Here is a 24,805-nt window from a genome sequence, read left to right on the forward strand (position 1 = left end):
TTCCCTCGTGTCCGAGGCGCGCGCGGGGATGATGGTGACGCCCAGCGTCAGATTGGTCCGCCCACTCGGAGAGGGCGGGATGGGCAGCGTGTGGGTTGCCGAGCACCTCGCCCTCCACACGCAGGTCGTCGTGAAGTTCATCGCGAACGACCTGAGGGACAGCAAGGAAGCGACCGAGCGGTTCTCTCGCGAGGCCGCCGCCGCCGCCCAAGTGAAGAGCCCGCACGTCGTGCAGACGTTCGACCACGGGCTCACGGGCGACGGCGTCCCTTACATCGTGATGGAACTGCTCGAAGGGCGCGATCTCGGCGCGTACCTCGACGAGCACGGCAAGCTTGCCCCGGGGCAGGTCGGCGAGATCATCCACCAGCTCAGCCGTGCCCTCGAGCGCGCACACGAGCGCGGGATCGTCCATCGCGACATCAAGCCGGGAAACATCTTCCTCTGCGATCAGGGCGGCGAGGTGTTCGTGAAGCTGCTCGACTTCGGCATCGCCAAAGGTGTCGAAGGTCCGCGGCTCGACAGCAACACGAAGACCGGCGCGATGATCGGCTCGCCGTTCTACATGAGCCCGGAGCAAGTGCTCGGCTCGAAGGATCTCGACCGTCGTACCGATCTCTGGTCGGTCGGCGTCGTCGCCTACGAAGCGCTCACGGGCAAGCGCCCGTTCGATGCCGAGACGATGGGCGGTCTCGCCATCAAGATCCACAGCGAGCCGCTCCCGCTCGTCACGGGCGTCGTGCCCGAGCTCCCCGCGGCGCTCGACACGTGGTTCCACAAGGCCTGTTCGCGCAACGTCGACGAGCGCTTTCGTTCGGCCAAGGAGCTCGCCGAAGCGCTCCTCCGGGCGGTCGGCGGTCAAATGCCGAAGTCGGTCGACATGCCGCGCGTCACGACCGGCACGAACGACGCCGTGATGAACGCCGCGACCCTGGCCGCTACGCCCGTTGGCGCTGCGACGGACGCGGGGATTGTCCGCGCCACCACCATCGGACGATCGCGCAGCCGTGCGTTCGCCATTCTCGCGGGCATCGTCGTGCTCGCCCCGCTGAGTTACGTCGCCGTGAAGGTCGCCCGTCGTCCTGACGTGGCGGCAGCATCGCCGCCATCATCGGGCGCCGCTACCGATGCGCGTGCGGTGATCGCCGATCCGTCGATCGCGTCGAGCATGGCGAGCGCCGCTCCGCCTCCTGTGACCGGCACACCGGCACCGATGGTCGAAGCGCCTTCGGCCCCGAACCCCATCGCGAGCGCAGCGCCTGCGCCGCACTCGGCACCCATCGCCAAAGGAAGCGGCGGTCGCGCGCGCACTCCGAAGGCCGCCGCCACGGCGTCCTCGGTCAACCAGCTTTCGCCGATCTCCGCGCCCGCGACGCCTGCGCCGACTCCGGCCTCGAGCAGCCATGACATCTTCTGATCGGTGCCGCGGCCTCCTGCGTATCGTCGCGCTCGGCGCCTCGCTGGTCGCGTTCGGCTGGGCGGGGGCCGCTCGCGCCCAGCGTTCGGCGGCAGACATCGAGTCCGCGCGGCAGCTCTACAACCAGGGGATCGACCTACGTGACCACGGCGATCTGAAGGGCGCCCTCGAGAAATTCCGCGCGGCGCATGCGCTCGGGAACACGCCCATCACCGGTCTGGATCTCTGCAAGACGCACGCAGCACTCGGTCAGCCGGTCGAGGCGCGTGAGGTCTGTCTCGGCGTCGCGCGCATTCCCGTGGGGTCGGCGGAGACGTCGCGCTCGCAGCAAGCGCGCGTCGAAGCGGCGTCCGTTGCCGAGAGCGTTCGCTCGCGCATCGCCGGGGTGCGCCTCCGCATCCAAGGCGTCCCTGCGGGGCGGGAGCCTACCGTCGTCGTGGATCGGTCGCTCGTGCCGAATGCGGCCCTGGGTGAGCTCCGCGCCGTCAACCCGGGCATGCACGAGATTTCCGCGCGCGTCGGCAACGGTCCCGAGACGAAGGCGAGCATCGAGGTGCGCGAAGGCGAGAGCCGCGACGTCGAGCTCGTCGTCCAGGCCCCTCTGCCCGAGCCCGCGACCGCGGTCGTCGCGCCGAACGCGCAAGCGCAGCCGCTCCAGCCCGATGCAGCTCGTCCGAAGAAGAAGAAGGGAAACGGCCTCGCCACGGCGGGCTGGATCACAGGGGGCATCGGAGTCGGGATCGGCGCCGTCACCGGCCTCATCGCGCTGTCGGCGAGAAACAACCTCGATCAACGCTGCACGGACAAGATCTGCGGAGTGAGCGATCACGACGACCTGCGCGAGGCGAAGACGTGGGGCACGCTGAGCACTGTCTTCTTCGCGATCGGCGGCGTTGGCGTCGGGACGGCGATCATCGCCACGCTGACACACGATTCCGGAAGTGGAACCAACGCCAAACAGCCCGCGCGTCCCACGGTGACGCCGGTGCTCGGTCTCGGAGGGGCAGGGGTTCATGGGACCTTCTGACCGACGCTCGCGCCGCCGACTTCACCGCGCCCTCGTCGTGACCGGCGTGCTCGCGCTTCCGGCCATCGCCGCGTGCAACAGCATCATCGGGCTCGACCAGTTCACCGAGGGACAGTGCGCGGGCGGCCGCTGCCCCGGCCCTACCGGTGAAGAGGCTGGCACCGACGTCAACGTTCCCGAAACCTCGCGTCCCGACGTCGTGACAGAGACAGGACCCGGCGTGTCGCGGGTCACGTGGGCCAAGTGGATCATGCCCAACGACGACGCCTCGGCGACGTCGGACAACTTGCTCTCCTATGACGAGGTGGGAGGCGTCGTGACGGACAAGATCACGTCGCTCGTCTGGCAAGCGGCCTCCTCACCAACGCCTCTGGATTTCGAAGGCGCACGTCGGTTCTGCCAAGACCAAACCGGATCGTGGCGTCTGCCGAGTCGCATCGAGCTCGTGACCCTCCTCGACCTGCGGGGACAGAAGAAGGTCGCGCCGCCGTTCGAGAACGGCACGCAACTCGGTCCGTACTGGACGTCGTCGGAGGTCCGTCCGGTGGACACGAGCGGCACGACCTACTGGATCGTCGACTTCGTCACTGGACACGTGCGAAAGCAGAGTCCTAAGGAGACTTCGTTCTACGTGCGCTGCGTGCGGGGAGGCTCGTGATGCGCCGGACGATCTCTGCCCGGCTCGTGCTGCTCGGCCTCGTCGTGACGCTGCCGACCCTCGCCGATGCCGACGCCGACCAATACGTGGCTTTCAATCGGCAAGACGTCCACATCACGGACTTCCACACGCATCTCGTATGGGATCGCCGCGTCGGGCCGGTCGTCACGTTCGCCGAAGCGACGGCGCTCTGCGCGCCGAATGCAAGGGTGCCGACCGTGAAGGAACTCCTCACGCTCGTCGACGAGACGCCTCATCCGGAATACGACGAAACCACGGGTGGGTTGGTCACCAAGATGATCGATCGGGATGCCTTTCCGGCGACCCCGGTCGACGCGGAGTACTGGACCTCCTCTCCCTCCTCGCCGAACTACCTCTTCACGGTCGACTTTTCGACCGGCAGCACGGCGACGGCCCGTTACAACGGCGCCAGCCTCGACAAGCGAAGGCTTCGCTGCGTTCGCTTCCAGAAGTGAGGCGATGCCGCGTCAGTGCCGCGCGGCGCCTTCGTCGCGTATGCGCAGCGCGCTTGCGACTTCTTCGACCTTTGCGCTGAGAGCCTTGGCGTCGAGCGGTTTGTAGAGCGTTCGGTTCTGATTCGAGGCGACGAACGAGGCGGTACGTCGCGTCGTGGCGCCGCCGGTCACGAAGATGAAGTGGTCCTCGAGCTCTGGCCGGCGTTCGAGGATCTCCTCGTAGAGCTCGACGCCGCTTCGTCCGGGCATCATCAGGTCGCACAGAATCACGTCGTAGGCGCCGCCTGCGTCGAGCATCGAAATGCAGGCGCTGGCGCTGTCGGCGAGGCTCACGCGGCAGTGTGAGAGCATGCGTCCCATGGTGCTTCGAACGCGGGCGTCGTCGTCGACGACGAGCACGGTGGTGCGGGGAGATGCGGGCGCGGGTTCGTCGGGCACCGGCGCGATGCTGCTGCGGAGCGGTAGATGAAGAAGCCCCGGAAACGGCGTCGGGCGCCGATGCTCCACGGCCATGGGCAAGACGATTCGGACGAGCGTTCCTCGACCGAGCTCCGAGTCGACCTCGACGGAACCACCGCACGCGTCGAGAATGCTGCGAGCGACGAAGAGGCCGAGGCCCGTTCCGCCGCCGACCTGCTTCGTCGTGAAGAACGCCTCGAACATCCGAGCGCGTGTGGTTTCGCTCATGCCGGAGCCGTTGTCCTCCACTTCGACGACGACCGTCTTGTTCGTGCCCCGGCGACTGCGCACGACGATACGCCCGGTACCTTGGCTCGCCCGTTCGTCGGAGATGGCGTGGCTGGCGTTGACGAGCAAGTTGACCAGGACCTGCGCGAAACGCTGGCGTCCGAGCGGGACGTTCGGAACGTCGATCTTTTCGACGTCGACGATGGCGCGATGACGGATCGCTCCGCGTGTCAGTCGGACGGCGTCGTCCATCACGGTGCCCACGTTGCAGACGTCGTCCACGCCGTTCGCACTCGGCAGCGAGTAGCCGCGCAGGTCGCTGACGATCGAGCGAATCCGCTCCGCACCGTCGAGCGCTTCGCGGAGCGCGTCGTTCAAGTCGGGTGAGCCGTTGTAGAAGACCTCCTCGCGCGCGTACTGCAGGTTGCCGATCACGTACGAGAGGGGATTGTTGACCTCGTGCCCGATGGTCGCCGCAAGCTGGCCCATCGCGGCGAGGCGCTCGGTCTCGACCAGGGCGTGCTGCACGCGAGAGAGCTCGTTCGTGCGCTCGCCCACCATCCGACCGAGGTTCGCGGAGAGCTCCTCGAGCTTCCTCGCGTCCGAGGCGATGTGCTCGATGATGTCGTACGCGCAGCCGGCAATGACGACGATGAACGCCGCGTCCACCACGTACACGCCGGGGTAGACGCCCGACGCGACGAGAATCTCGTTGAGAATGGCGAGCGAAAGCACTCCGAGGCCGATCGCGTAGCGTCTGGCGCCGCGGTTTCCTTGGCGTGCGGCGAGCACGAAGCGCGCGAACGCGACGGCGATGGGGAAAAGGACGACCGGGAAGAGAATCCTCCCCATGAGCGGCATCGACAGAACGCGGGTCGTCACGCCCGCCCATGGGACCTCGACGGGGTGCGCGGGGCGGCTCAGGAGGAGCCCCGGTATCCACGCGCAAACGCCCACCGCGATGCTCGCCGCCGCGGCCACGGCGTCGAGGCGCGTTGCCTTTCGGCGGACGATCCACTGACTCCAGAACGGCCAACCGGCGGCGTGAAACGACCCCACGAGCGCGCTGAGCTGCATCAACGTGGTCAAACGGTGCGGCTCGGTCGTTCGGAGGATGAAGCTGTCGAGCAGGCCGTAGGCCGCCGAGGTCACGGCGAGGTACGCGAAGCCGCGCAGGTGGCGCCAGCGGGGTGAACGCGCGAGCACGACCGCGCAGAGCGTCGCGAAGAGTCCGAGCGAGAAATTGGCGTATGCGAGCGCCGCGGCGATGACCAATGGACGCGTCCCATTAGCGGGTAGCCAAGCGCTTCTCCAGCTGGGCATATGCTCGAGCTACCGCAGCGTTCCATGCGCACGCATGGGATGATCGTGGCGTCGCATCGGCATGCGGACGTCGCGGCAGTACCCGCGTCGTTCGCGGACGCAATTCGGGTCACGCCGAACGTCGATTTCTCGTACGCCGGCGCCGATGATGCCTACATGTCGGCGCTGAGGGCGTTTGGCGATTTCAGGCGCGAAATCGCGTGCGCACGGGACCCGGTGCGGCGCGCGTACGAGGTCCTCCGCTACGGCCGCGCCGCCTCTGGGCAACGCGCCTGAAACCATGGCATGGTGCGCGTCCCATGGCCGAGATCGCTCCGCTTACTCCGCTTCGCTACGACCTCTCTCGTCTCGCTCGTCTCGAGACGGGGCTAGGTTCGGTCGTCGCGCCCCCCTACGACGTCATCGACAACGCGCAGCGCGCCGAGCTCGCTGCACGCGACCCGCACAACGTCGTGAAGCTGATTCTCCCCGAAGGGGAAGGGGATGCGAAGTACGCCCACGCCGCCGATCTGTTCGCGGCCTGGCGCAAGGACGGCGTTCTCGCTCGCGACGACAAGCCCGCGTTCTATCGCTACGACCAGACCTTCGCGCCGCCGGGAGGCAAGGGGGCGAAGATCACGCGTCGCGGCTTCCTCGGTCTCGTGAAGCTCGTGCCCACGGACAAGGGCATCGTGCTTCCGCACGAGCGCACGCTCTCGGGGCCCAAAGAGGATCGCCTGAAGCTTTTCCGGGCCACGCGTACCAACCTCTCGCCGGGCTTCATGCTCTACCGCGATCCCGCCCGCGCGCTCGACGGTGCGCTCGCGACGGCCACCGAGCTTGCGTCGTTCGATACGCCGGACGGCGTGCACCACGCGCTCGCCAAGATCGACGATCCCGAGGCCATTCGCACGATCGTCGAGGGCGTCGCCAAGTCGTCGCTTCTCATCGCCGACGGTCATCACCGCTACGAAACGGCGCTTCGCTACTCGCAGGAGACCGAAGCGGCGCACGGCGCGACGGCCGCGGCGCGCGCCGAGCATCGCTACTTCATGGTGTTCTTCACGAACGGTGACGATCCCGATCTGGTCGTGTTCCCCACGCACCGGCACATCCATTCGCTTCCGAGCTTCGATTTCGCGTCGCTCCTCGAAGGCGCCAAGACGCTCTTCGACGTCACGCTGCTTCCGCCCGGCGCCTCGGCCGACGTGCTGACCCAGGCGCTCGCCGACTCCGGCAAGACGCGTCCGAGCCTGGTGGCGTGTGCGGGCGATGGACGTGCCGCGCTCTTTGCCCTCAAGCCCTCGGCCGATCTCGCGGGACATCCTGTCCTGGGGAAGAAGCCCGAGGTGCTCCGCCGCACGGACGTCGCTCTTCTCCACATGGGGATCCTCGAGCCCGTCCTCGGCATCACGCCCGAGGCCCAGGCCGCCAAGACGAACATCTGGTACCCCCAGGATGCGACCCGCACGCTCCACGACCTGCGTGGTGGTGGCGGTGCGGACAAGGCCGGCCAGGTCCTCTTCCTGATGAACGCGACGCCCGTGGCCCAGGTCCGAAGCGTTGCGGAAGCGGGTGAGGTGATGCCTCAGAAGAGCACGTTCTTCTACCCGAAGGTCATGACCGGTCTCGCCATCCACACGCTCGAGCCGGAGCGAAACGTGGCGGGCTGAGAGAGCATCCGACACCTACAGGTATCAGGGGCCCTCCGGGGCCACCTGGTCCCCACCTGACAGGCCGACCAAACGGGCCGACCAAACGGGACAGCGAAGGGATGCGCGAGCGTCCCTTCGTCGTTTGTCCCGCCCCGCCGGAGGCTGCCCGACTGTCGGGCCATTGAGACTCAGGCGGGCGTCGATTTAGGCGCGCGAACGGAAGCTCCGGGGAGGCCGCTCGAGCGTTCAGAGGCCGGTTTTTGTGCGCTTGCGTACGCCTCAGAGCCGTCTCGACGCTGGCCTGGGACGAGCTCGCTCGAACTTTGCGTGTGCACTAAGCATGCGAGCTCGCCTGGCCGTGCATAACTTGGAAGCCGGTCCGCTGGCTCAGCCCCACCCGGGCCAACCCACGGTTGGCTTGGCGGTACACGCAGTCGCATCTCGAGCACACGCGGCGCAGGCAAGACTCAGAGCAGACAGTGCACACGATGCGAGAGGCCACACGATACGAGAGCGAGAGACAGCCCCCATTCGGCGCTGCGTGAAGCATGGAGAAGACCCCCCCTCAGGCAGTTCCGTAAGCCGCGAACGGCCTCGAGAAAAACCTAGATGCGTCCTCTCGTTCGAGATAACACCGATAATACAAGCAAGATCCCTGGCTTCGAACCTGACTTCAGATCAGGCAAGCGCTCGCCAACGCCCCCTGTGAGGTAACGAACCATGACCGAAAAGAAGGGCCCTACCCGCGACAAGGAAGAGGATGCGGTGCAGTTCGGTGACGAGCTGCCTGTTCTCCCGATCCGCAATGCGGTGTTGTTCCCGGGCGCCGTAGCCCCCTTCGACGTTGGCCGCGAAAAGTCCGTCGCGCTCGTCGAGGACGTCGACAATTTCCCCTCACCCGTGATCGCCATCTTCGCCCAGAAGGATCCGGCGACGGATGACCCCGGCACGGAAGACCTTCACCAGGTCGGTTGCGCCGCGCGCGTGCTCAAGGCTCTCAAGCACAGCTCGGGCAATTACTCGCTGATCCTCCAGGGCCTCACCCGCATCAAGCTCGAGGACGTGTCGCAGACCGCGCCGTACCTCAAGGCGAAGGTGAAGAAGCTCGAGGAGACCGGCGTGGAGGACGACGAAGCGGAAGCGCTCAGCATGAGCCTCCGCGACATCGCCAAGCAGGTGATCCAGCTGATGCCGGAGCTGCCCCGTGAAGCGGGCTCGCTCATCGACTCGATTCAGGCGCCCGGCGCCCTCGCGGACCTCGTGGCCGCGAACCTCGACGCCCCTGTCGAGGAGAAGGCGCAACTCCTCGAGACCGTCGACGCCAAGGAGCGCATCCGCAAGGTGCTGCGCCTCCTCACGCGCCAGCTCGAGATCCTGAAAATGCGCGAGCGCATCAACTCCCAGATCAAGGAGGAGATGGGCAAGAACCAGCGCGAGTACGTGCTCCGCCAGCAGCTCAAGGCCATCAAGGAGGAGCTCGGCGAGGACGACGGCGACCAGGGCGATCTCGACGGCATCGAGGAGCGCATCGCCAAGGCCCAGCTGCCGAACGAGGCCGAGCAGGTCGCGAAGAAGCAGCTCAAGCGCCTCCGCAACATGCAGGTCGGCTCGGCCGAGTACACGGTCGTCCGCACCTACCTCGACTGGATCCTCGACCTTCCCTGGCACAACTCGACGACCGACAACCTCGACATCGCGCAGGTCCGCAAGGTCCTCGACGAGGACCACTACGGCCTCGAGAAGGTCAAGAAGCGCATCCTCGAGTACCTGGCCGTCCGTAAGCTGAAGAAGGACAAGAAGGGCCCGATCCTTTGCCTCATCGGACCGCCCGGCGTCGGTAAGACGTCGCTCGGCCGGAGCATCGCCCGCGCCCTTGGCCGCAAGTTCCACCGCATCTCGCTCGGTGGCGTCCACGACGAAGCGGCCATCCGTGGCCACCGCCGTACGTACGTCGGTGCGCTCCCGGGTCAGGTCATCCAGGGCATGAAGAAGGTCGGGACCATCAACCCGGTCTTCATGCTCGACGAGGTCGACAAGATCGGCCACGACTTCCGCGGCGACCCCGCGGCGGCGCTCCTCGAGGTCCTCGACCCCGAGCAGAACAACACCTTCGCCGACCACTACCTCGAGATCCCGTTCGACCTCTCGAACGTCATGTTCGTCGCGAACGCGAACGTCGCGGATCCCATTCCGCCTCCGCTCCGCGACCGCATGGAGATCCTCGAGATCCCCGGCTACACGCGCAACGAGAAGCTCGCCATCGCGCGCCAGCACCTCATCCCGAAGCAGATCGAGGAGCACGGCATCTCGAAGACGCAGCTCGTCTTCGACGACAAGGCGGTCGACATCATCATCGATCACTACACGCGCGAAGCCGGCGTTCGTACCCTCGAGCGTCAGGTTGCGAGCGTCATCCGCGGTGTTGCCGTGAAGATCGCCGAAGGCGACACGCAGAACCGCAAGATCGAGACGGAAGACGACGTCCGTGAGTTCCTCGGCGCGCCTCGTTACACGAGCGAAGTCGCGGAGCGCACGGAGGAGCCGGGCGTTGCGACCGGCCTCGCGTGGACGAGCGTCGGCGGCGAGATCCTCTTCATCGAGGCGACCCGCATGTACGGCTCGGGCAAGCTGCAGCTCACCGGTCAGCTCGGCGACGTCATGAAGGAGTCCGCGCAGGCGGCTCTCTCGTACGTCCGCACGAACTCGGAGCGCTTCGGCATCTCGAAGGACTTCCTCGAGAAGAGCGACATCCACATCCACATTCCGGCCGGCGCGATGCCGAAGGACGGCCCCAGCGCCGGCGTGACGATGTTCACGGCCCTCGTCTCGATGCTGACGGGCGTTCGCATCCGTCACGACGTCGCGATGACCGGCGAAATCACGCTGCGCGGACGCGTGCTGCCCATCGGCGGCCTGAAGGAGAAGGTCCTTGCGGCTCACCGCGCAGGCATCAAGCGCGTGCTCATCCCCGAGCGCAACAAGGCGGACCTCGACGAGGTTCCGAACGAGATCAAGAACGACCTTGAGTTCGTGGCCGTCAGCAAGATGGATCAGGTGCTCGAGGCGGCTCTCGAAGAGAAGCTGACGCCCAAGTCGACCGACGGGGCGACGGCGATTCCTTCGACGAACTGAAGCGAGCCGAGACTGAGCGGGCGCCGCGGATCCGAAAGGGTCTGCGGCGCTTCGCATTTGGGGGGCCGCGGTTCCGGCAGCGGACCCGGACCCTGACTCGGATCCGGCAGCGGACCCTGACCCTGACCCTGACCCGAATCCGGGGTCGCTACGGCTTCCGCCCCCACGCCCGCTTCCGGGGCCGTCACGGCCTCCGCATACGCGTTTGTACGCGCGTCCTGTCCGCGTCTGGATCCGTAACGGCGTCCGTATCCGCGTCCGTCACCGTCTCCCCAACGTTCGCCGCTTCCGGCCCTGAGTCCGAGTCGGGGTCGGGGTCGGGGTCCGGGTCGGGGTCCGAGTCCGTGTCCGGGTCCGAGTCGGGGTCCGAGTCCGTGTCCGTGTCCGAGTCCGTGGCCGCGATATGCATTGATGTTGGGGGATTTCTCTCTCGCTCGGGGCCTTCAGCGTTGCGTCGTGCTCGGCGGCGCGGCAGGGGCTCGGCCCTCGCTCGGGAGGGCTCGGACAGGAGAAACTTCGATGTTGAGGATTCACGACACGATACTGGTGCTGATCAAGGAACTGGCGCCGATCGCGGAGGCCATCGGGCGGCACGATGCGGACCTCGCTCGGCAGTTGCGGCGGGCGATGTCGAGTGTGCCGCTCAACGTGAGTGAGGGGGCTGCGCAGAGAGGTGCTCGTCGGAATTCGCACTACAGCATCGCGCTCGGATCGGCACGCGAGGCGCTGTCGGCGCTGCGCACCGCCGCGGCGTGGGGATACGTGCCTGAACCATCCGCCGACATCATCGATCGCTTCGACAAAGTTACGGCCACGCTCTACGTGATCGCCCAACGTTGAACCTCACGCGGGCGGCGGCAATCCGTCCCGTCGCCCGCTGACGCCGTCGCGGGTGCGGACGCCTTGTTCGAGCGTCTTCTCATCGAACCCCACCGGCACCACCGACCGTTTCGACAAGGTAAAGGCCACGCTCTATGTGAACGGAAAGGCTCGACGCACCAGTTCCGGTGTCTCGAACACGAGGACAGTCGGAAGACGCCGGTGCTCGGTCGTCGGAGACGTCTCCTCCACGAGCACGCCGGACTCGTGAGTGAGCCTGCAGGGGTGGCCGGCATTGCCGCCATCCTGGAGCAGGCACGATCGTTCGAAGGGCTGAACGTCGCGACCATCCTCGGAGGCAGCAACATCACGCCCGAGCAGATGCGCGCGTGGTAGATCCCGTGACCTCGCCCGACGAGTTCTGGTCGTGGAGGCGCGCTCGATGACTCAAGCGCTGATCGGTTGTCCGTCTTCGAACGAGTAAGGGCCTTCGAAACGGTCGACCAGCACGGAATGAGTCACGAGGACGTTTCCGGCCCAGAGATGGAGCTGGAACGCGGGGGGCTCCAGATCGAAGCCGAACGGTGAGTCGCCGAGGCCGAAGTGAAGTTGGTGCGCCGTCGAAGGGCACGTCATCGCGAGCGTCCCAGCGAATCGAGCTTGGGTCGCTCGATGAAGGTGTCCGGACACGATTGCATGGATGTTCGTGTGATTCGCAATTACCCGCGCGAGCCCGTCGCTGCCGGCAAGAGCGAATCGATCGCACGCCGTGTTTCCCGTCGCGAAGGGCGGGTGGTGCATCGCGACGACCGTCGGCCGATCGGGCTGCTCGGTCAGCTTGGCAGCGAGCCAGGCCAGGCGCTCTTCACAGAGTCGGCCGGCCGACTGGTTTGGCACGTTCGTGTCGAGCACGAGCAGCCTGACCGCGAACGACTCGACGGCATACTGGACGAACGATCCTCGGACTCCCAAATAGTCATGTTCCGGGAAGGCCGCGCGGAGGCGCTCGCGGTGATCATGATTGCCCATGACCAAGTAGAATGGTGCCTCGAGCGCGCCGAGCAGACGAGCGAGGTGGGCATATTCGGCGGGCGTTGCCAGGTCTACGAGATCCCCCGTCACGATGACTACGTCGGGACGGCGAGGGAGGCTGTTCAGCTTGGCGACAGCCTTCGCCAAGAAGGTTGCCGTATCGACCCTGCCGCAGCAAAGCTGGCCAGGCTCTCGGATATGCGTGTCACTGATCTGGGCGATGAGCATGGTCTGGATCCTTGCGAGCGCCGGAAACACGACGACGCTCGAGACAGGCCTTTCTTTAGGAGATGCTGGTCGGTGCAGCACGACCAGTTCTCGATATTCCGTTCGACCAGATCTCGAAGCCGCGCGGCCAGGCCTTCAGCGTTGCGTGGTGCTCGGCGGCGTCAAGGACGCTGCGCGCCGCTTACGCGGCGGCTCGCTGCGCCTGCCGTCCTTGACTCCGCCTCCGTGCGACGCGGGCGAGGGGAGCCCTCGCTCGGGAGGGCTCGGAAGGAGATTGCGATGCTGAGGATTCACGAAACGATTCTGGAGCTGATCAAGGACGTGGCTCCGTTGGCCAATGCGATTGCGCGGCACTGCCGCCGGGAGACAAGGACGGATCGACCTGCGTACTCTGTCTGCCCAATCAAGTCGTGCGTGCGAGGTAGAGCTGCGCCGCGGAGGGGACTTCGATGCCCTCGCTCATTGCGGCGGATACTCCACCTCATTCGCTGTCCCGATGGCGAATACCTCGCGTCGCTCATCGGTCGTTCGCGAGGGACGGGGTTGCGCCCACGCAATGATCGTAGATTTGTTGAGCGAGCTTTTTCACGAGTGGGCTTCCGTCGCTTTTGACGAGGAGCGAGAGCCCCGGAAGGAGCTGGACGACGTCCCACTTCACGCTCGCGTAGCGTGGTGGCGTCTCCGTTTCGGTGAACGTTGCGACTGTCATCGGCGGTCGTTCGACACCGAGCGCCGTCGCGGCCGGACCCGTCGTGAGCTTCGCCGTCGCGTAGGTCTCGATCTCCTCCGCGGACATGTGCGCGAGGCGTGACTTGATGGCATCGAGCGAGAGGTGCTCGTCGCGCTGCATGTGCCGAATCGACAGCGCTCGAAGCAGCGCAGGTCGCTGGTAGCGCGTCGCTGTTCCGTAGAACCGTGGACTCGAGAGGAGGCCCTTCTGCAGGTAGTAGCGAATCGTCCGCGGTGTGACGCCGACGAGCGTTGCCAATTCCGCGATGAGCCAGCCGTCGTGCGGTGGCGGAGCGCGGCGGCGCCGGCGTCGACGGTCCGGAGACCGAAATCTACGTGCCATTCGAGAACCGTAGCTTGCCAGCTGGTCTTGGACGAGGACTGTCGAGACAGTAAGTGCTCGCGAGCTGGACCCGTCTTGCCACCTCGACGTTACTGCGTTCCAGCTCGCTGGCTCCCGTCACGACAGTGGTGCGAATTTGCTGTCATGTCGGAGGCCCCATCCCGCCAGTGATCAGATTTCAAAACCAGCTGGCTGGTTCCGTCCACACACCGATGTCATGACGGGAGGCTCGCAGCTGGTTCCGTCGTGACATGACTGGATGGACGGAGCCAGCCCGCTGTTCTCGTCCAAACAGCGATGAGCCGTGGAAGCCAGCTCGCTGGCCCCGTCCAAACAGCGATGCCCCGTTGAAGAAAGCACCTCGCGGTTCCGCGCAGGCGAGAAGAACTTCGCGTGCATGCGCTCGTTCAAAGCATGGCGGCCTTCATGCCGCACTTCTCAGTGCTGCTGATCACTCTGGCGACGGTTGGCAGCACGACATCCACGACCGCTGGCGCAAGTCGTGGCGAGGCGAGCTTTCGCGGAGCCGCGACGCCGTCGTTCATCGACCGAACGCGCGATCGCTTGCGCGCTTCGCGCCTTCGCTGAGCGCCGCGAGCTTCGCCCAAACGAGCGTCCGTGTCTCCGCCGAAGACGACTGCAGCCGCGAGCGCCTGTGCCGCTGCGGTGCGCGTCTGATGATCCCCCGCTTCCGTGGACACCCCGAAACGCGCGAAGATACGCGAGGAGTGTTCGATGGCGAAGCAACAGGTACGACGAGCTCGGAGGTCGTTTACTCCAGAAGCGGCGTTTCCGACGTACGACCGACTCCAGCCACGACAGCCCAATCGCGCCGAACATCGTCGCGCGTGACTTCGCGCCAGCCACGGCGAATGAGGTGTGGGCGGGCGACGTGACGTACATCGCGACCGGCGAGGGATGGGGCTACCTCGCCATTCTTCTGGACCTGCATTCGCGCCGCGTCGTCGGCTGGGCGCTCAGTGCAACGAACGATACCCAGCTCGCTCTGGCAGCTCTCCGTCGCGCCGTCGCGAGCCGCCACTGCATTCCCGCCGGACTCGTCCATCACACCGATCGCGGAAGCCCGTACGCCAGCGCCGACTACCGCGCGGCGCTTGACGCCTACGGGATGACTGCCAGCATGAGTCGCCGTGGCGATTGCTGGGATAACGCCGTCTCCGAGAGTTTCTTCGCGACGCTGCGCGCCGAACTCGTCGACCACGAGAACTATGCGACGCGCCGAGCGGCCGAGAAGGCCATTGGCGACTACATAGACCGCTTCTACAACGTCGAGAGACTCCACTCGTTCCTCGACTACGTCAGTCCGATCGAGTTCGAATTGAGGCTCACATCGCCGCGATTGCGGCATAGTCAACTTTGTCCACCGAGGCGGGGGAGGATCAGTCGAGGTGGGCGTGTGCGTTGACGCTTGCTCAGTTCATTGCCAGTCGTGACTCGAAGCCCGTAAGCAAGTCTGCTGCTTCGGCGCGGGTTGGGATGCCGAGCTTCGTCACGAGCTCCGACGAGGGCTCTACGTCGAGGCGGGCGCGTAGTGACTGGAGGGCCTCGGCGCGTGCAGCTTCGACCAAGGCGCGTTCTTCGTCCGTCAATCGGGTGTCGAGCCACGCCGCAACATCGTGGGCGAGCTCGGCGTGACGAATCTCGTCGCCTGCGATCTCGCGTAGAAGTCGACGATGCTCAGGCGCCGAGCGCTCCGCCTGGAAGGCCGCGACGATGGCGCCATAGGTCTCCAACGTGCATCCCTCGACGACGTTCTCGACGGCGATGGAAACGAGGTCACGCGCTCCCACGTCGGTGACCTCGACAGCCGGCACGTCGGCTCCAAGGTTGTGCGCAAGTTGGCTCATGTCGCGGGCGTGTCGGATCTCGTCGCGGCGCGCTTGGCGTGCCCGGCGCACGAGGTTCGGGGGGGCGTCGTGGCTGACGAGCTCGCGCTCGAGACGCCGGAAAGCATGGACACTCGCGGCTTCGAGGTGGGCGCTCGAAGCGACGAACGCTGCAACGGCCGAGGCCGTTGATTGTCGAGCCTCGAGCAGGCCGGCGGGGCGCCTTCCGCAAGTGCCGAGAGCCTGGTACTCGTGTGCAACGACGGTTACCGTTCCATCGACTGTGATGTGGACGCGGCGGCGGTTGTGTGAAGCGCAGGCATCGAAGGTGACGAGTAGCTCCCAGGAGCCGTCTTCGTTCTTTTTCCAGCCCGCACGGTAGATGCCTGGCGCACAGTCGACGAGCATCGTTCGCGTCGAAGCAAGAAGGCGCGCTTCCTCGAGCGTGTCGATCGGTGCGAACACGCGGGCAACGTCTTCCGTCGTGTAGAGCGGCGAGACCGTGTCACCAGTCGTCACGACAAGGAAGGCCCGGGCGTTGATGCAGCAGGTGCTGGGACTGTTGGGCGGCTTGGCGTAGCTCGGATTTCCTCCCGGTATCCAGCCTGCGTCGACAGAGTCGGGATTGTCGGGCAAGACCGCATTGCCAAGGGCAGTGATACACTGCGTTGGATCTGCCGCTGTCTTGCAGGGCGTCCCCGCGGACGCGACCTTGGTTGGCGCACTCAACGCGACCGGCGACTTCGAGTAGTCGAGCGTTTGCGTTCGAAGCTCGATGTAGTCGATCGAAGTCTTCGGCGTGAGGTTGGTGAGGATGTCAGCGAGCGGAGCGTTGCAAGCGAACGTCGCCTCATCGGCAAAGGCGGCCACGTCGCCCTGATCTCTCGTGCCCGCTTCAATGCTGCTACTTTCGTCGGCGGTACTGCCTTCGACGCGGCTTTTGTCGTCGGAAGATGTGGCTGCGCTATCGCTATTGGAACAACTAGCGATCGACGACGCCAAGGCCGTTTGGACGATTCCGCGGACGATGCTTCTGAGACGTCTGGACATGACCGGCGATACGCAGGTTTTGTGCCGTGAGCCGTTCCAGCGAATGAGCGGGAAATCGAAGGGCCGGCCAAATCCTGCGAGGTGGTTGCGGCTCACGATGGCACGCTCTGGCACCTTCCAATTCGTGTGGCTGCGGAGGCTGCATGCTCACCAGCAGAGACCACATTCCGTCGCTGCTGAAATCGAGCATACGACGGACGGCCGCCACTTTCGCCCCTCGATTGCTTGCTGCCCATCCGCCTTTGGGCTTCCTACTCTCCAAATTTGTCATAGCCCGTCGCGACGAGCAACCCGCCCCCTCCCTTCGGACGGGAAGGACGCTTTTCGGGAGTCTCCGCGGGCGCCGGCCAAGGTGCCGTGAACATCGGCTCCAGCGACGTGTCCTTTGGCGGGATGGCTCGTTCGCCCGAACGCCATGCATCGTCTTCCGACTCGTCGATCGCGAGTGCCACGAAGAGGGCCAGCGAGTGGAGGATCGTTTTGCAGCTCGCGCCGACCGTCGCGCGCGAGGTCTCGCGTCCGACGAGATCGCGCACGACGACTCGGCCCGTCACCGCCGTCGGACTCTCGATCGTAACCTGCGCCGTGACTGTGCGTGTGCGCTGGTTGGGGCTCGGCCGCCAGTGCGAGGTTCCAGCGGCCGCGGGAAGGAGCGGATGAGCGCAGGGAAGAGTTTCACCTCGCGTGATGGGAAGCGGCGGTCCCGTTTGATCACGAAAACACCGTCGGCCCGCCGGAGTGCGCGAAATTGCGGCGGGAGGGTGACGGTACGGAGCGGTTCGGACGAGGACGAACGTCGACGGCGTTTACTGGAAACGCAAGTCGCCGGCACCCCGTCATCGCGGCCAGTTGCACGCGGTTCCCGCGCGAAACGCAACGCGAAAGCTGCACACGCCTCCGGCATCGAGGCGGGCGGCACTCTCGGGAGGAGCCGCTCGCCCACACGCGAGGACGCATTCATTGGTGCGAGGCGCGGGACAATCATTGAGGCAGCGCACGGCCTCGACGCATCCGGGATCGATCGAGCACGCCTTCAACTGGCTGCAGCACCGCTGTTCGAGATCGGCCTCGCAGCTCGCAGGATAGTCGGGCGGGTACATGACAATGCCGCATGGAGGATCCTCCGAATTGGTGGATGCCTGGTCTTTCGCGACAGGGTCCTCGAACACCGATTTTCCGGTTTCCGAGCTCGAACAACCGAGGACCACGACCATGGTCGCCGACGCGACGATGCCGAATCGATTCATGGGCCATGATGGTCGACCGGGCGGCGTTTTGATCACCCTTTGTCCGCGGGCGAAAGCTCGTCTCTGCGCGCGACTTTCGCGAAATGCGCTGCCCGCCGGGTTCAGCCCCGATCGGCCGCTACTGGGACGTGCAGGTCTCGCCGCCGGGGGAAGGAAGTCCAAACGCTTGTCAGCCGGCAAGGATTCGCTCACATAGGACCACGTTCCGCCCTGCTGAAATTTCGCAGAACAAGGATTACGTCCGCTCGGTGCTGGGGAGCCTTGTCGATCGAGGGGCGGTTGGATTTCCAACTCCCTCGAAGAGGGCAACGCATCACGAAGCCCACGCCGTGTCCGAGATTGTTCGAAGTGGAGACCATGCGCGAGGGGTGCCTGGGCGACCTGGAGTGAACCAGCTTTGCGCCACACATGACGACCTGCGCCGCGTGCTCGCAGCAGGCCAAGGCACTCGACGTGCTGGCAACGTCCTTTCGCGCGGACACGTTCCACATGGACGAACTTTACGTGAGACGGGAGCGTATGCGATTGCTCGCGGCGTTCGACGGTTCGCTGGTCGCAAGCGAGATTCACGACACGCGCCGCTCGTTCGACAGACATCCTCTCGATGCGCGCACCGAAGATGCCGTCTACCTTCGCATCGTCGCGCTACAGCGAGCGAGTGACGGCAGCGCCATGCACGAGGAGGCCCGCGAGTAGATGCGCGAAAAATGATTTCCTGCGGGCTCGCGGTGAACGAGGGCAGGGAGGGAAGCCCGCGATCGCGAGCTCCGGACTACTCTCTGAGGCAGTCAGGACGGTGCTTGGGAGCATGATCGGACTACCAAACGCTTGCGTTGCCGTCGCCTTCGTTGCGCTGTAAGTGGTGCTCGTGGCCAATCCTGCGATGAAATGGACGAAAGGTGCTGGCGATATCTGGACGGCTCGTGTCGGCCCGTTCGGCCTGAAGGTGCAGCCCAAGGGCGACGGTCGATGGATCTGGCTAGTCACGAAGGCCGATGCTGCGAATCCCGAAGCGACCGGAGTGGGCTCGTCCCTTGGTGCCGCGAAGACCGCGACGGAACAATACGTACGACGCTCGGGCCTCGTCTGACCAGGGCTTGCGTTCCGTTGGCGCCGGGATCAGGTAGCCGTAGGGCGGACGTATTCATTCCGCTCGGCTTTCCTTGTCCCCGACTCCCTTTTTTCTCTTCCTCGTTCCCTGCGGGGCGGCCGCGCAGGCGGGCCTCGTCGAGCGTCAGTCCCTGCGAGCGTCAATTCCCCGGGTCGAAGCTAATCGGGTAGACGACCGTGACGATGCCGCCTTTGGGCGGCGGAAAGCGAAGCCGCGCGTAGCCCTGCTGAATGCAGGCGACGACGTCGGCATCGGGCAGGTCCGAGTGCGAGTCTTGGACCTTCACCACGTCACCACACTCATCGATCACGAATGCCGTAGCGACACGTCCATGGAGCTTTGGATCTCGCCGAAGCCCTGATTCGTAACATGTGCGGAAGGCGTCGAAGCTCGCGCGCACCACCTGCTGAATCGTCTCGGGGGGAAGGCGGCCGCGTGAGACCGATACGGGGTCGTGCGTGGGGCGGGAGTCCGGAAGACTGGCGAATCCGGCCGTACCGCCATCCAGCAGCGCGATCTCGTGCAACGGCTGATTGGCGCGAGAGGCCCTCTGCTCCGCGCAGCGACGGTTTCGGACTTCGACATCTGCGCTCGTTTCCGCCGCGCGTTCGCCCTTCGGTTCGGCGGCGATGCCCGCGTCCGAAGCTTGCGGCGTTGCTGACTCCTTGGTGGACGGAGCAGGCGCCGCGTCGCTCGGCTTCGGCAGCTCGCTCGGTGCGTGGCGCACCGCCGGCGCTGCGCAGGCGGCGAGCGATACGAGAGCGACGGCAGCACGCAAGAGAGGGCGCATACGTCGCGCGTAACACCAGCGGTCGTCGAAGGTCAACGTCGCGCCCACCGCGCCCGCCGCCCGCCCGGCCCGCCCCGTTTACGGCTGGGCCGTTGAACCCGCGGACGCGGACGCGGACCCGGCTGCGGAGGCGGCTGCCGTCGCGGACGCGGACCCGGAGGCGGCCTTCACCCTGACCGCACCTCGACGCAGCATTTTTTGAGTTCGTTCCGCTCCCACACGGGCACGGGCCGTTGCGCCCTGTACGCCGGCCCTCATGGGAGGTCGGTGCGTCGAGTGGTGCCGCGCTGTCGAGCCGTTAATCGATAATTGCGTGTCGATGCAGCCAATGGCGGTTTCGAACTCGACGCCAGCGCAGATCTGATTTCGTAGGCTGCTGCGCGAGGAGGCGCTCGGGCGAGGAGGCGCTCGGGCGAGGAGGCGCTCGGGCGAGGCATGCCGTCGCAGTGACGGCTTCCATGAGCCCAACCGTATTGCCGAATCGCGCCGGTTGCGCGCTCGTTCTCGGCGTATGCCGCTCATTCGCTTATGACGAGTCCCGCCGTGATTCGTTTGTTTCGTCGTTCTTTCGTTACATCGTCTCTCCTCCTTTCCGCATGCGGCGGAGCCATTGCATCCGAGGAGGCGCCCGACCCGATCACCTCCGAGCAGGAGCCCGACGGTGGTGCCGCTCCGTCCTCACGAGCAGACGCCGGCGTCGTCGACGCGAGTCCTGACGCGCGCATCGTCGACGCGAGCGCACCCGACGTTGCACCGCCGGACGCCGGGACGGTGAAGCTCGGGACCGTGACATCGTGGGTGTCATTCGGTCGTTTCGCCGTTGGCACCCAGAGTGGATCCGTCGCCATCGACGTTGCAAATCGGGGCACTGCGGTCTCGTCGCCGATCGCGGCGGTGCTGAATGGCACTGGAGCAGATGCCTTCGTCGTCAGCTCGGATACTTGCACCGGCGTGGCGCTCTCGCCGGGCGAGGAGTGTACGGTGCGCATTGCGTACGCCCCGACCACCGACGGTTCGCATGAGGCCGTGTGGAGCGTCATCGGTCAGCCATTGGCCGTCGTCGGGTTGGACGGCGAGGCGTACACTTCGGGCGTCCTGTCCGCGTCGACGACGCTCCTCGACTTCGGCGAACAACCGCTCGGCGTCCCCGGCAATCATCAGTCGTTCACGGTGACCAACGAGGGGCCGGGGACCGTGGTCGGGATCAAGACGACCGTCGAAGGGGCGGACGCCGCCGACTTCCTCCCATTCTCCTGCGCCTATATGCTTGCGCCAGGCGAGTCTTGCGTCTCCGACATCGAGTACTTTCCCCACCACCATCGTGGCGTCGAGAGCGCGGAGGCCGTCTTCGCGTTCGACGGAAAGACGCAGCTGCGCGTCCCGCTTCGCGGGCGTGCCCTCGCGCCAGCGCATTTCACTGGTGTCACATCGGTCGACTTCGACGACGTCGCGGTCGGCACGAGCGTACGGCGTGAGATTACGCTCACGAACGATGGCGACGAGGAGAACGGCACGTCGCTCGCGGTCGTGGAAGGCAACCTTCGGTTCCTCGTCGCGCAGAATGGTTGTAGCCACGTCGCGGGCGGCGCAAGCTGCCTGATTGCCGTCGACGCCAAGCCGCGCTCTGCCGGGCCCATGAACGCGACACTCCGCGTCCTTCTCCCCGGCGCGAGTGTGACAGAGCTCGATATCACGCTGACTGCGCGTGCGCTGGCGACGCCGTAGCTCAACCTCCTCGCGACGTACGCAAGCCACTCCTCGACGAGCGGGCGTAACCCGATGAGGCGCCCCTCATCGACAGCATTCCTCAGCGCGTGCTCCAGAGTATTTGGGGCATACATTCATCACTCCCATTCAATAATCAATGCCGGAGCCACGCGGGCACCGATCAAGTTCCCGTCGGAGCCTCGAGCCCGCCAGCTCGTAGAACGTCTCAGCAATGCTGAAGGCAATTGTTCGTAAACGGGGGATACGCGCCGGGAGCTGTGTTTCGCGCTCGCTACAATTCTCCAACACAGGCGTCGTCGCGTGTGACGCGCAGGTCCACCCGAGCGGAGGCTCGCGGCAATACCTGGTTCTCTACCGGTAGGTAGGCTATCGTCCGGGCAATGATCGTACGTCGGGCGGCTCGTTCGTGGCTTTCGATATTCGTGTTCGCGTCGCTCTTCTCCTTTGCCTGTAGCCAAAGCGACGGCGCCGTCGAAAACGGTAGTCGGTCGAACGACGGAACGGACACGAACGGCACGGACGGTTCGCGAGACGGCTCGACCACGTCGGATCCGTCGAACGACGCCGGAACCGGCGCGGACGGCGCGCCCACCGTCGGGTGCACGGGGTTTTCCACGATCGTCGAACCGTCCGAACAACTCTTCGTCGCCCCCAACGGGAACGACTCTGCGGACGGCAGTGCGGGAGCGCCGCTCGCGAGCCTCGGTGAAGCCGCCAGACGCTTTCCCAACGGCGGAACGGTCGTCGTACGCGGGGGAGCCTACGGCGCGCAAACACTGGCCGGCACGGGTACCGCCGGACATCCACTCGTTGTCCGCGCGGCGTCGGGCGAAACGCCCGTGTTCGACGGGTCGGCAGTGCAGGTCCCTTACGGCGCCGTGATTCGTTTGACGAAGGCGCAGCACGTGGTCTTCGCGAATCTCACGGTGCAAAATGGCACCGGCCCCAACGTCGCGGGAATCCTCGCCGACGAGGCGGTGTCCGACCTCACGATTCGCGCCTGCACGATTCACGATACGCAAGACGCGCTCGCTCGCTTCGCGGGCGACGGCATCACGTTCGAAGGCAACGAGATGTACAACGGCGCGCTCGCGAACGAAGGCAATCCCGATCGCTACAAAGGCGGCGGCTGGCCGGGGTGCATGGGCACGACGCCCGACTTCTCGAGGCCCACGTCCCCCTGGGCGACGAACGTGACTTTGCGCGGGAACCACGTTCACGACTGCTGGGGCGAAGGCCTCAGCATCTGGTTCGGGTCGGGCGTGGTCGTCGAAGACAACGTCGTCGAGCGCACGTTCAACGTAGGCATCTATCTGGACAATGCCTCGAATGTCCAAGTTGCACGCAACTTCGTATTGATGCAGGCGCCCATGGCGATGAACGGTGGCATCGGTAACGGCGTCTTGTTGGGTATCGAGCCTTACGACACGCACGGCGTGAGTTATCGACCGAATCACGACATCACGATCGTCGACAACGTCGTCGTGGGTGCGTCGGCGATCGGATGGTGGACGAGTCCCAACACGTCCCCCGACAATACTTACGCAAACGTCTCTATCCTCCACAACACGTTGGTGGCTCCCTCGGGCGCGGCCATCGGTTTCGAGGCGGTCTCGGGTCAGGCGACCTCGCCGAAAGCGTGCACGATCGAAAACAATGTGATCGTCGAATCGTCTGGCAGCTACCTCGACGAGGCCAGTGCATTCACGCTCGCCGGCAACGCCTGGCTAGGCCCGTCGAAGCCGATGGTCGCGGGAACGAGCGACGTCTCCCTGAACATCAGCGTCGGCGCAGTGACAACGGCCAAAGACGTCCAGTCGCTCGCCAGCCAAGTCGGAACGGGAGTCGCGAGCACCGTTGCTATCGACTTCGCATGCGCGGCTCGCAACGCGGCGGCCCCCACGCGCGGCGCCTTCGAGCATTGAGCCTCCGTTCCACGCTTCCCTCCGCCTACCTTGTGCGGCGCCCCAAGACGACATCGTTCGGGAGGCCGCCGCCGCAGGCCGCGTCATGAGCGCGAGGTCGACTTCTACGGCGTTCGGCTCGGTCTATACGAGAGAGGTGGTCCATCTTGCTGACGGCCACGAACTCCAGGTCGTTCTTGATCTCGTTCGGAACCTCGTCGAGGTCCGCCTCGTTGCGCTCGGGGATGAGCACACGCTTGATGCCTGAGCGGTGAGCCGCACGTACAAATACGCTGTTCCGCAGCTTGGGATCGATCGGCAGCCGCCACCGTCCGTCGCCGCAGCAGCCCCGCAGCGAATGTCGTTGCGGGGGTCACCCCTCGGCGAACCGTATCGGTAGCCGAAACGCCTTCAGCACTCTCGGAACATCCGCAAACAATGCCTCATCGCGAACGGACTCGAACAACCGCAGCACCATCATCGCGCCAAACAACTCCAAGCTCCCTCGGATGTGCCTGAGCGACTTTCCGCTCGTCCGATAGTAGCCGCCATAGTCACCGTGATATCGAAGATCGACTGCCCGCAAGACGCACCCGTACTGGACATACGCCAATTCGCTGAGCACACGATTGCAGAGCAGCTCCGCTTCGACGAACGCAGCGCCATCACTCAGCGCGACGCCCGGTCCATCGCCAAACGTCCACAATCCGCGGAAGCGAGGCGCTTCTCCGTCACGTCGCTCTTCAACGAGTTTCGGGAACCCCTTTTGCACCAAGAAACACTCGGCGAATTCGCGCTCGAGCTCTGCTTGGCGATCGCGCAACGCTTCGATCGTTTTCGCATCGCCGAGCGCCGACACTCTCCGGATCTTCGTTCCCATGGTGCCACTCTACGCCAAAGCCCTCCCTCTTTTCGCAGAGCACACGTCCTCGACGAGTCGTCCGGCGGCCCCGCGACCGAAGACGCCGTCCAAGAAGTCGAACGTTCAGGTAGGCGCGGTCACGCCCAATTGCTGAAGCGGTTGTATCGAGCTCGGCTGGACGCGGATTCAAGTCAGGGCGGCTCTCGAAGAGAAGCTGACACCCAAGTCGACCGACGGGGCAACGGCCACTCCGCCGACGAACTGATCGCGAGAGCTAGCTTGTGAGAGGCGATGTTGAGGATTCACGACACGATACTGGAGCTGATCAAGGAACTGGCGCCGATCGCGGAGGCTATCGGGCGGCACGATGCGGACCTTGCTCGGCAATTGCGGCGGGCGATGTCGAGCGTGCCGCTCAACGTGAGTGAGGGGCCGCGCAGAGAGGGGCTCGGCGGAATTCGCACTACAGCACGAGGTGCCGGCCGCAAACGGTGGTCCCGCGAAGCCGGCGACCCCCGCAGCGCGCCGTCTCCGTCAGATCAAGATCGGCGGCCACCTGTCGGATGGTTCGGTCACCCGACCTTGCACAGCCGAACGGCTTCAGTCTTGAATTCCGGAGTAAATGACCTACGGGCTCGTCGTACCTTTTGCTTCGCCATCGAACACTCTTCGCGCCTTTCGGGGCGTCCACGGAAGCGGGGGATCATCAAACACGATGGCGCACGCTCAAGACGGTGCCATCGAGGCTCCCAAGCGTGGTC

Annotated in this window: 22 protein-coding genes; 13 read left to right on the forward strand and 9 right to left on the reverse strand. The window is 65.5% G+C overall.

Annotation, left to right across the window (positions count from 1 at the left end):
- The first annotated feature begins 31 nt into the window (after positions 1-31).
- The 4 genes from AKJ09_RS36365 to AKJ09_RS36380 are packed head-to-tail and all read left to right on the forward strand — an operon-like array spanning position 32 to position 3,578.
- On the forward strand, positions 32-1,417 hold the full coding sequence (locus AKJ09_RS36365; RefSeq protein ID WP_275936751.1) for a serine/threonine-protein kinase: 1,386 nt from the start codon (positions 32-34) through the stop codon (positions 1,415-1,417).
- Positions 1,404-2,444, forward strand: a complete 1,041-nt coding sequence (locus tag AKJ09_RS36370; RefSeq protein WP_146652439.1) for a hypothetical protein — start codon at positions 1,404-1,406, stop codon at positions 2,442-2,444. Before AKJ09_RS36365 ends, AKJ09_RS36370 begins: the two co-directional genes overlap by 14 nt.
- The gene (locus AKJ09_RS36375) at positions 2,431-3,102 is read left to right on the forward strand and encodes an Lcl C-terminal domain-containing protein (protein ID WP_146652440.1); all 672 of its coding nucleotides are present in this window, start codon (positions 2,431-2,433) and stop codon (positions 3,100-3,102) included. The genes AKJ09_RS36370 and AKJ09_RS36375 overlap by 14 nt, the downstream gene beginning before the upstream one ends.
- The gene (locus tag AKJ09_RS36380) at positions 3,102-3,578 is read left to right on the forward strand and encodes an Lcl C-terminal domain-containing protein (protein WP_146652441.1); all 477 of its coding nucleotides are present in this window, start codon (positions 3,102-3,104) and stop codon (positions 3,576-3,578) included. Before AKJ09_RS36375 ends, AKJ09_RS36380 begins: the two co-directional genes overlap by 1 nt.
- 12 nt (positions 3,579-3,590) lie before the next feature.
- On the opposite strand, the gene AKJ09_RS36385 is transcribed toward AKJ09_RS36380, so the two are convergent.
- Positions 3,591-5,540, reverse strand: a complete 1,950-nt coding sequence (locus tag AKJ09_RS36385) for a hybrid sensor histidine kinase/response regulator (protein WP_169928147.1) — start codon at positions 5,538-5,540, stop codon at positions 3,591-3,593.
- Positions 5,541-5,887: 347 nt separating this feature from the next.
- On the opposite strand from AKJ09_RS36385, the gene AKJ09_RS36390 reads away from it, so the two are divergent.
- The 4 genes from AKJ09_RS36390 to AKJ09_RS55725 all read left to right on the forward strand — a co-directional run bounded on the left by AKJ09_RS36390 (position 5,888) and on the right by AKJ09_RS55725 (position 11,569).
- Positions 5,888-7,240 carry a DUF1015 domain-containing protein gene (locus AKJ09_RS36390; protein WP_146652443.1) on the forward strand — a complete coding sequence of 451 codons (1,353 nt, stop codon included), beginning with the start codon at positions 5,888-5,890 and terminating at the stop codon, positions 7,238-7,240.
- 702 nt (positions 7,241-7,942) lie between these two features.
- Positions 7,943-10,354 carry an endopeptidase La gene (gene lon, locus AKJ09_RS36395; RefSeq protein ID WP_146652444.1) on the forward strand — a complete coding sequence of 804 codons (2,412 nt, stop codon included), beginning with the start codon at positions 7,943-7,945 and terminating at the stop codon, positions 10,352-10,354.
- Between the two features lie 519 nt (positions 10,355-10,873).
- Positions 10,874-11,194, forward strand: a complete 321-nt coding sequence (locus AKJ09_RS36400) for a four helix bundle protein (RefSeq protein WP_169928148.1) — start codon at positions 10,874-10,876, stop codon at positions 11,192-11,194.
- A 246-nt stretch (positions 11,195-11,440) separates the two neighbouring features.
- Complete coding sequence (locus AKJ09_RS55725; protein ID WP_275936677.1) at positions 11,441-11,569, forward strand: hypothetical protein; 129 nt, start codon at positions 11,441-11,443, stop codon at positions 11,567-11,569.
- 51 nt (positions 11,570-11,620) lie between these two features.
- Here the strand turns inward: AKJ09_RS55725 and AKJ09_RS36405 are convergent, their stop codons facing one another.
- Both AKJ09_RS36405 and AKJ09_RS36410 read right to left on the reverse strand, forming a co-directional pair.
- Positions 11,621-12,433, reverse strand: coding sequence for a phosphodiesterase (locus AKJ09_RS36405; protein WP_146652446.1), 813 nt, complete (start codon positions 12,431-12,433; stop codon positions 11,621-11,623).
- 517 nt (positions 12,434-12,950) lie between these two features.
- On the reverse strand, positions 12,951-13,505 hold the full coding sequence (locus tag AKJ09_RS36410) for a MerR family transcriptional regulator (protein WP_146652447.1): 555 nt from the start codon (positions 13,503-13,505) through the stop codon (positions 12,951-12,953).
- A 655-nt stretch (positions 13,506-14,160) separates the two neighbouring features.
- Between AKJ09_RS36410 and AKJ09_RS36415 the strand changes: the two genes are divergently transcribed.
- On the forward strand, positions 14,161-14,931 hold the full coding sequence (locus AKJ09_RS36415; RefSeq protein WP_169928149.1) for an IS3 family transposase: 771 nt from the start codon (positions 14,161-14,163) through the stop codon (positions 14,929-14,931).
- 7 nt (positions 14,932-14,938) lie between these two features.
- Here AKJ09_RS36415 and AKJ09_RS36420 read toward each other — a convergent pair whose 3' ends face one another.
- The 3 genes from AKJ09_RS36420 to AKJ09_RS36430 all read right to left on the reverse strand — a co-directional run bounded on the left by AKJ09_RS36420 (position 14,939) and on the right by AKJ09_RS36430 (position 17,649).
- Positions 14,939-16,222 carry a ferritin-like domain-containing protein gene (locus tag AKJ09_RS36420; RefSeq protein ID WP_146652449.1) on the reverse strand — a complete coding sequence of 428 codons (1,284 nt, stop codon included), beginning with the start codon at positions 16,220-16,222 and terminating at the stop codon, positions 14,939-14,941.
- A 431-nt stretch (positions 16,223-16,653) separates the two neighbouring features.
- A complete protein-coding gene (locus AKJ09_RS36425; RefSeq protein WP_146652450.1) occupies positions 16,654-16,956 on the reverse strand; it encodes a hypothetical protein in 303 nt (100 codons plus the stop codon).
- Positions 16,957-17,238: 282 nt separating this feature from the next.
- Positions 17,239-17,649, reverse strand: coding sequence for a hypothetical protein (locus AKJ09_RS36430; RefSeq protein WP_146652451.1), 411 nt, complete (start codon positions 17,647-17,649; stop codon positions 17,239-17,241).
- 408 nt (positions 17,650-18,057) lie between these two features.
- On the opposite strand from AKJ09_RS36430, the gene AKJ09_RS36435 reads away from it, so the two are divergent.
- Together AKJ09_RS36435 and AKJ09_RS36440 are read left to right on the forward strand one after the other, a co-directional pair.
- Positions 18,058-18,345 carry a hypothetical protein gene (locus tag AKJ09_RS36435; RefSeq protein WP_146652452.1) on the forward strand — a complete coding sequence of 96 codons (288 nt, stop codon included), beginning with the start codon at positions 18,058-18,060 and terminating at the stop codon, positions 18,343-18,345.
- Between the two features lie 172 nt (positions 18,346-18,517).
- Entirely contained in the window at positions 18,518-18,739 is a 222-nt protein-coding gene (locus AKJ09_RS36440; RefSeq protein ID WP_146652453.1) for a hypothetical protein, read from the forward strand.
- Positions 18,740-18,899: 160 nt separating this feature from the next.
- Here AKJ09_RS36440 and AKJ09_RS36445 read toward each other — a convergent pair whose 3' ends face one another.
- The gene (locus AKJ09_RS36445; protein WP_146652454.1) at positions 18,900-19,550 is read right to left on the reverse strand and encodes an AgmX/PglI C-terminal domain-containing protein; all 651 of its coding nucleotides are present in this window, start codon (positions 19,548-19,550) and stop codon (positions 18,900-18,902) included.
- Positions 19,551-20,093: 543 nt separating this feature from the next.
- Between AKJ09_RS36445 and AKJ09_RS36450 the strand changes: the two genes are divergently transcribed.
- Together AKJ09_RS36450 and AKJ09_RS36455 are read left to right on the forward strand one after the other, a co-directional pair.
- Positions 20,094-21,275 carry a choice-of-anchor D domain-containing protein gene (locus AKJ09_RS36450; RefSeq protein ID WP_169928150.1) on the forward strand — a complete coding sequence of 394 codons (1,182 nt, stop codon included), beginning with the start codon at positions 20,094-20,096 and terminating at the stop codon, positions 21,273-21,275.
- Positions 21,276-21,658: 383 nt separating this feature from the next.
- Positions 21,659-23,203 (forward strand): right-handed parallel beta-helix repeat-containing protein, encoded by a 1,545-nt coding sequence (locus tag AKJ09_RS36455; RefSeq protein WP_146652456.1) that lies wholly within the window; start codon positions 21,659-21,661, stop codon positions 23,201-23,203.
- A 25-nt stretch (positions 23,204-23,228) separates the two neighbouring features.
- On the opposite strand, the gene AKJ09_RS56410 is transcribed toward AKJ09_RS36455, so the two are convergent.
- Both AKJ09_RS56410 and AKJ09_RS54480 read right to left on the reverse strand, forming a co-directional pair.
- Positions 23,229-23,435, reverse strand: coding sequence for a S16 family serine protease (locus AKJ09_RS56410; protein ID WP_169928151.1), 207 nt, complete (start codon positions 23,433-23,435; stop codon positions 23,229-23,231).
- Positions 23,436-23,555: 120 nt separating this feature from the next.
- The gene (locus AKJ09_RS54480) at positions 23,556-24,041 is read right to left on the reverse strand and encodes a hypothetical protein (RefSeq protein WP_205633907.1); all 486 of its coding nucleotides are present in this window, start codon (positions 24,039-24,041) and stop codon (positions 23,556-23,558) included.
- Between the last annotated feature and the right edge of the window lie 764 nt (positions 24,042-24,805).

Origin of the sequence: Labilithrix luteola (assembly GCF_001263205.1) — a bacterium.
In the GTDB taxonomy this organism is placed as follows: Bacteria; Myxococcota_A; Polyangia; order Polyangiales; family Polyangiaceae; genus Labilithrix; species Labilithrix luteola.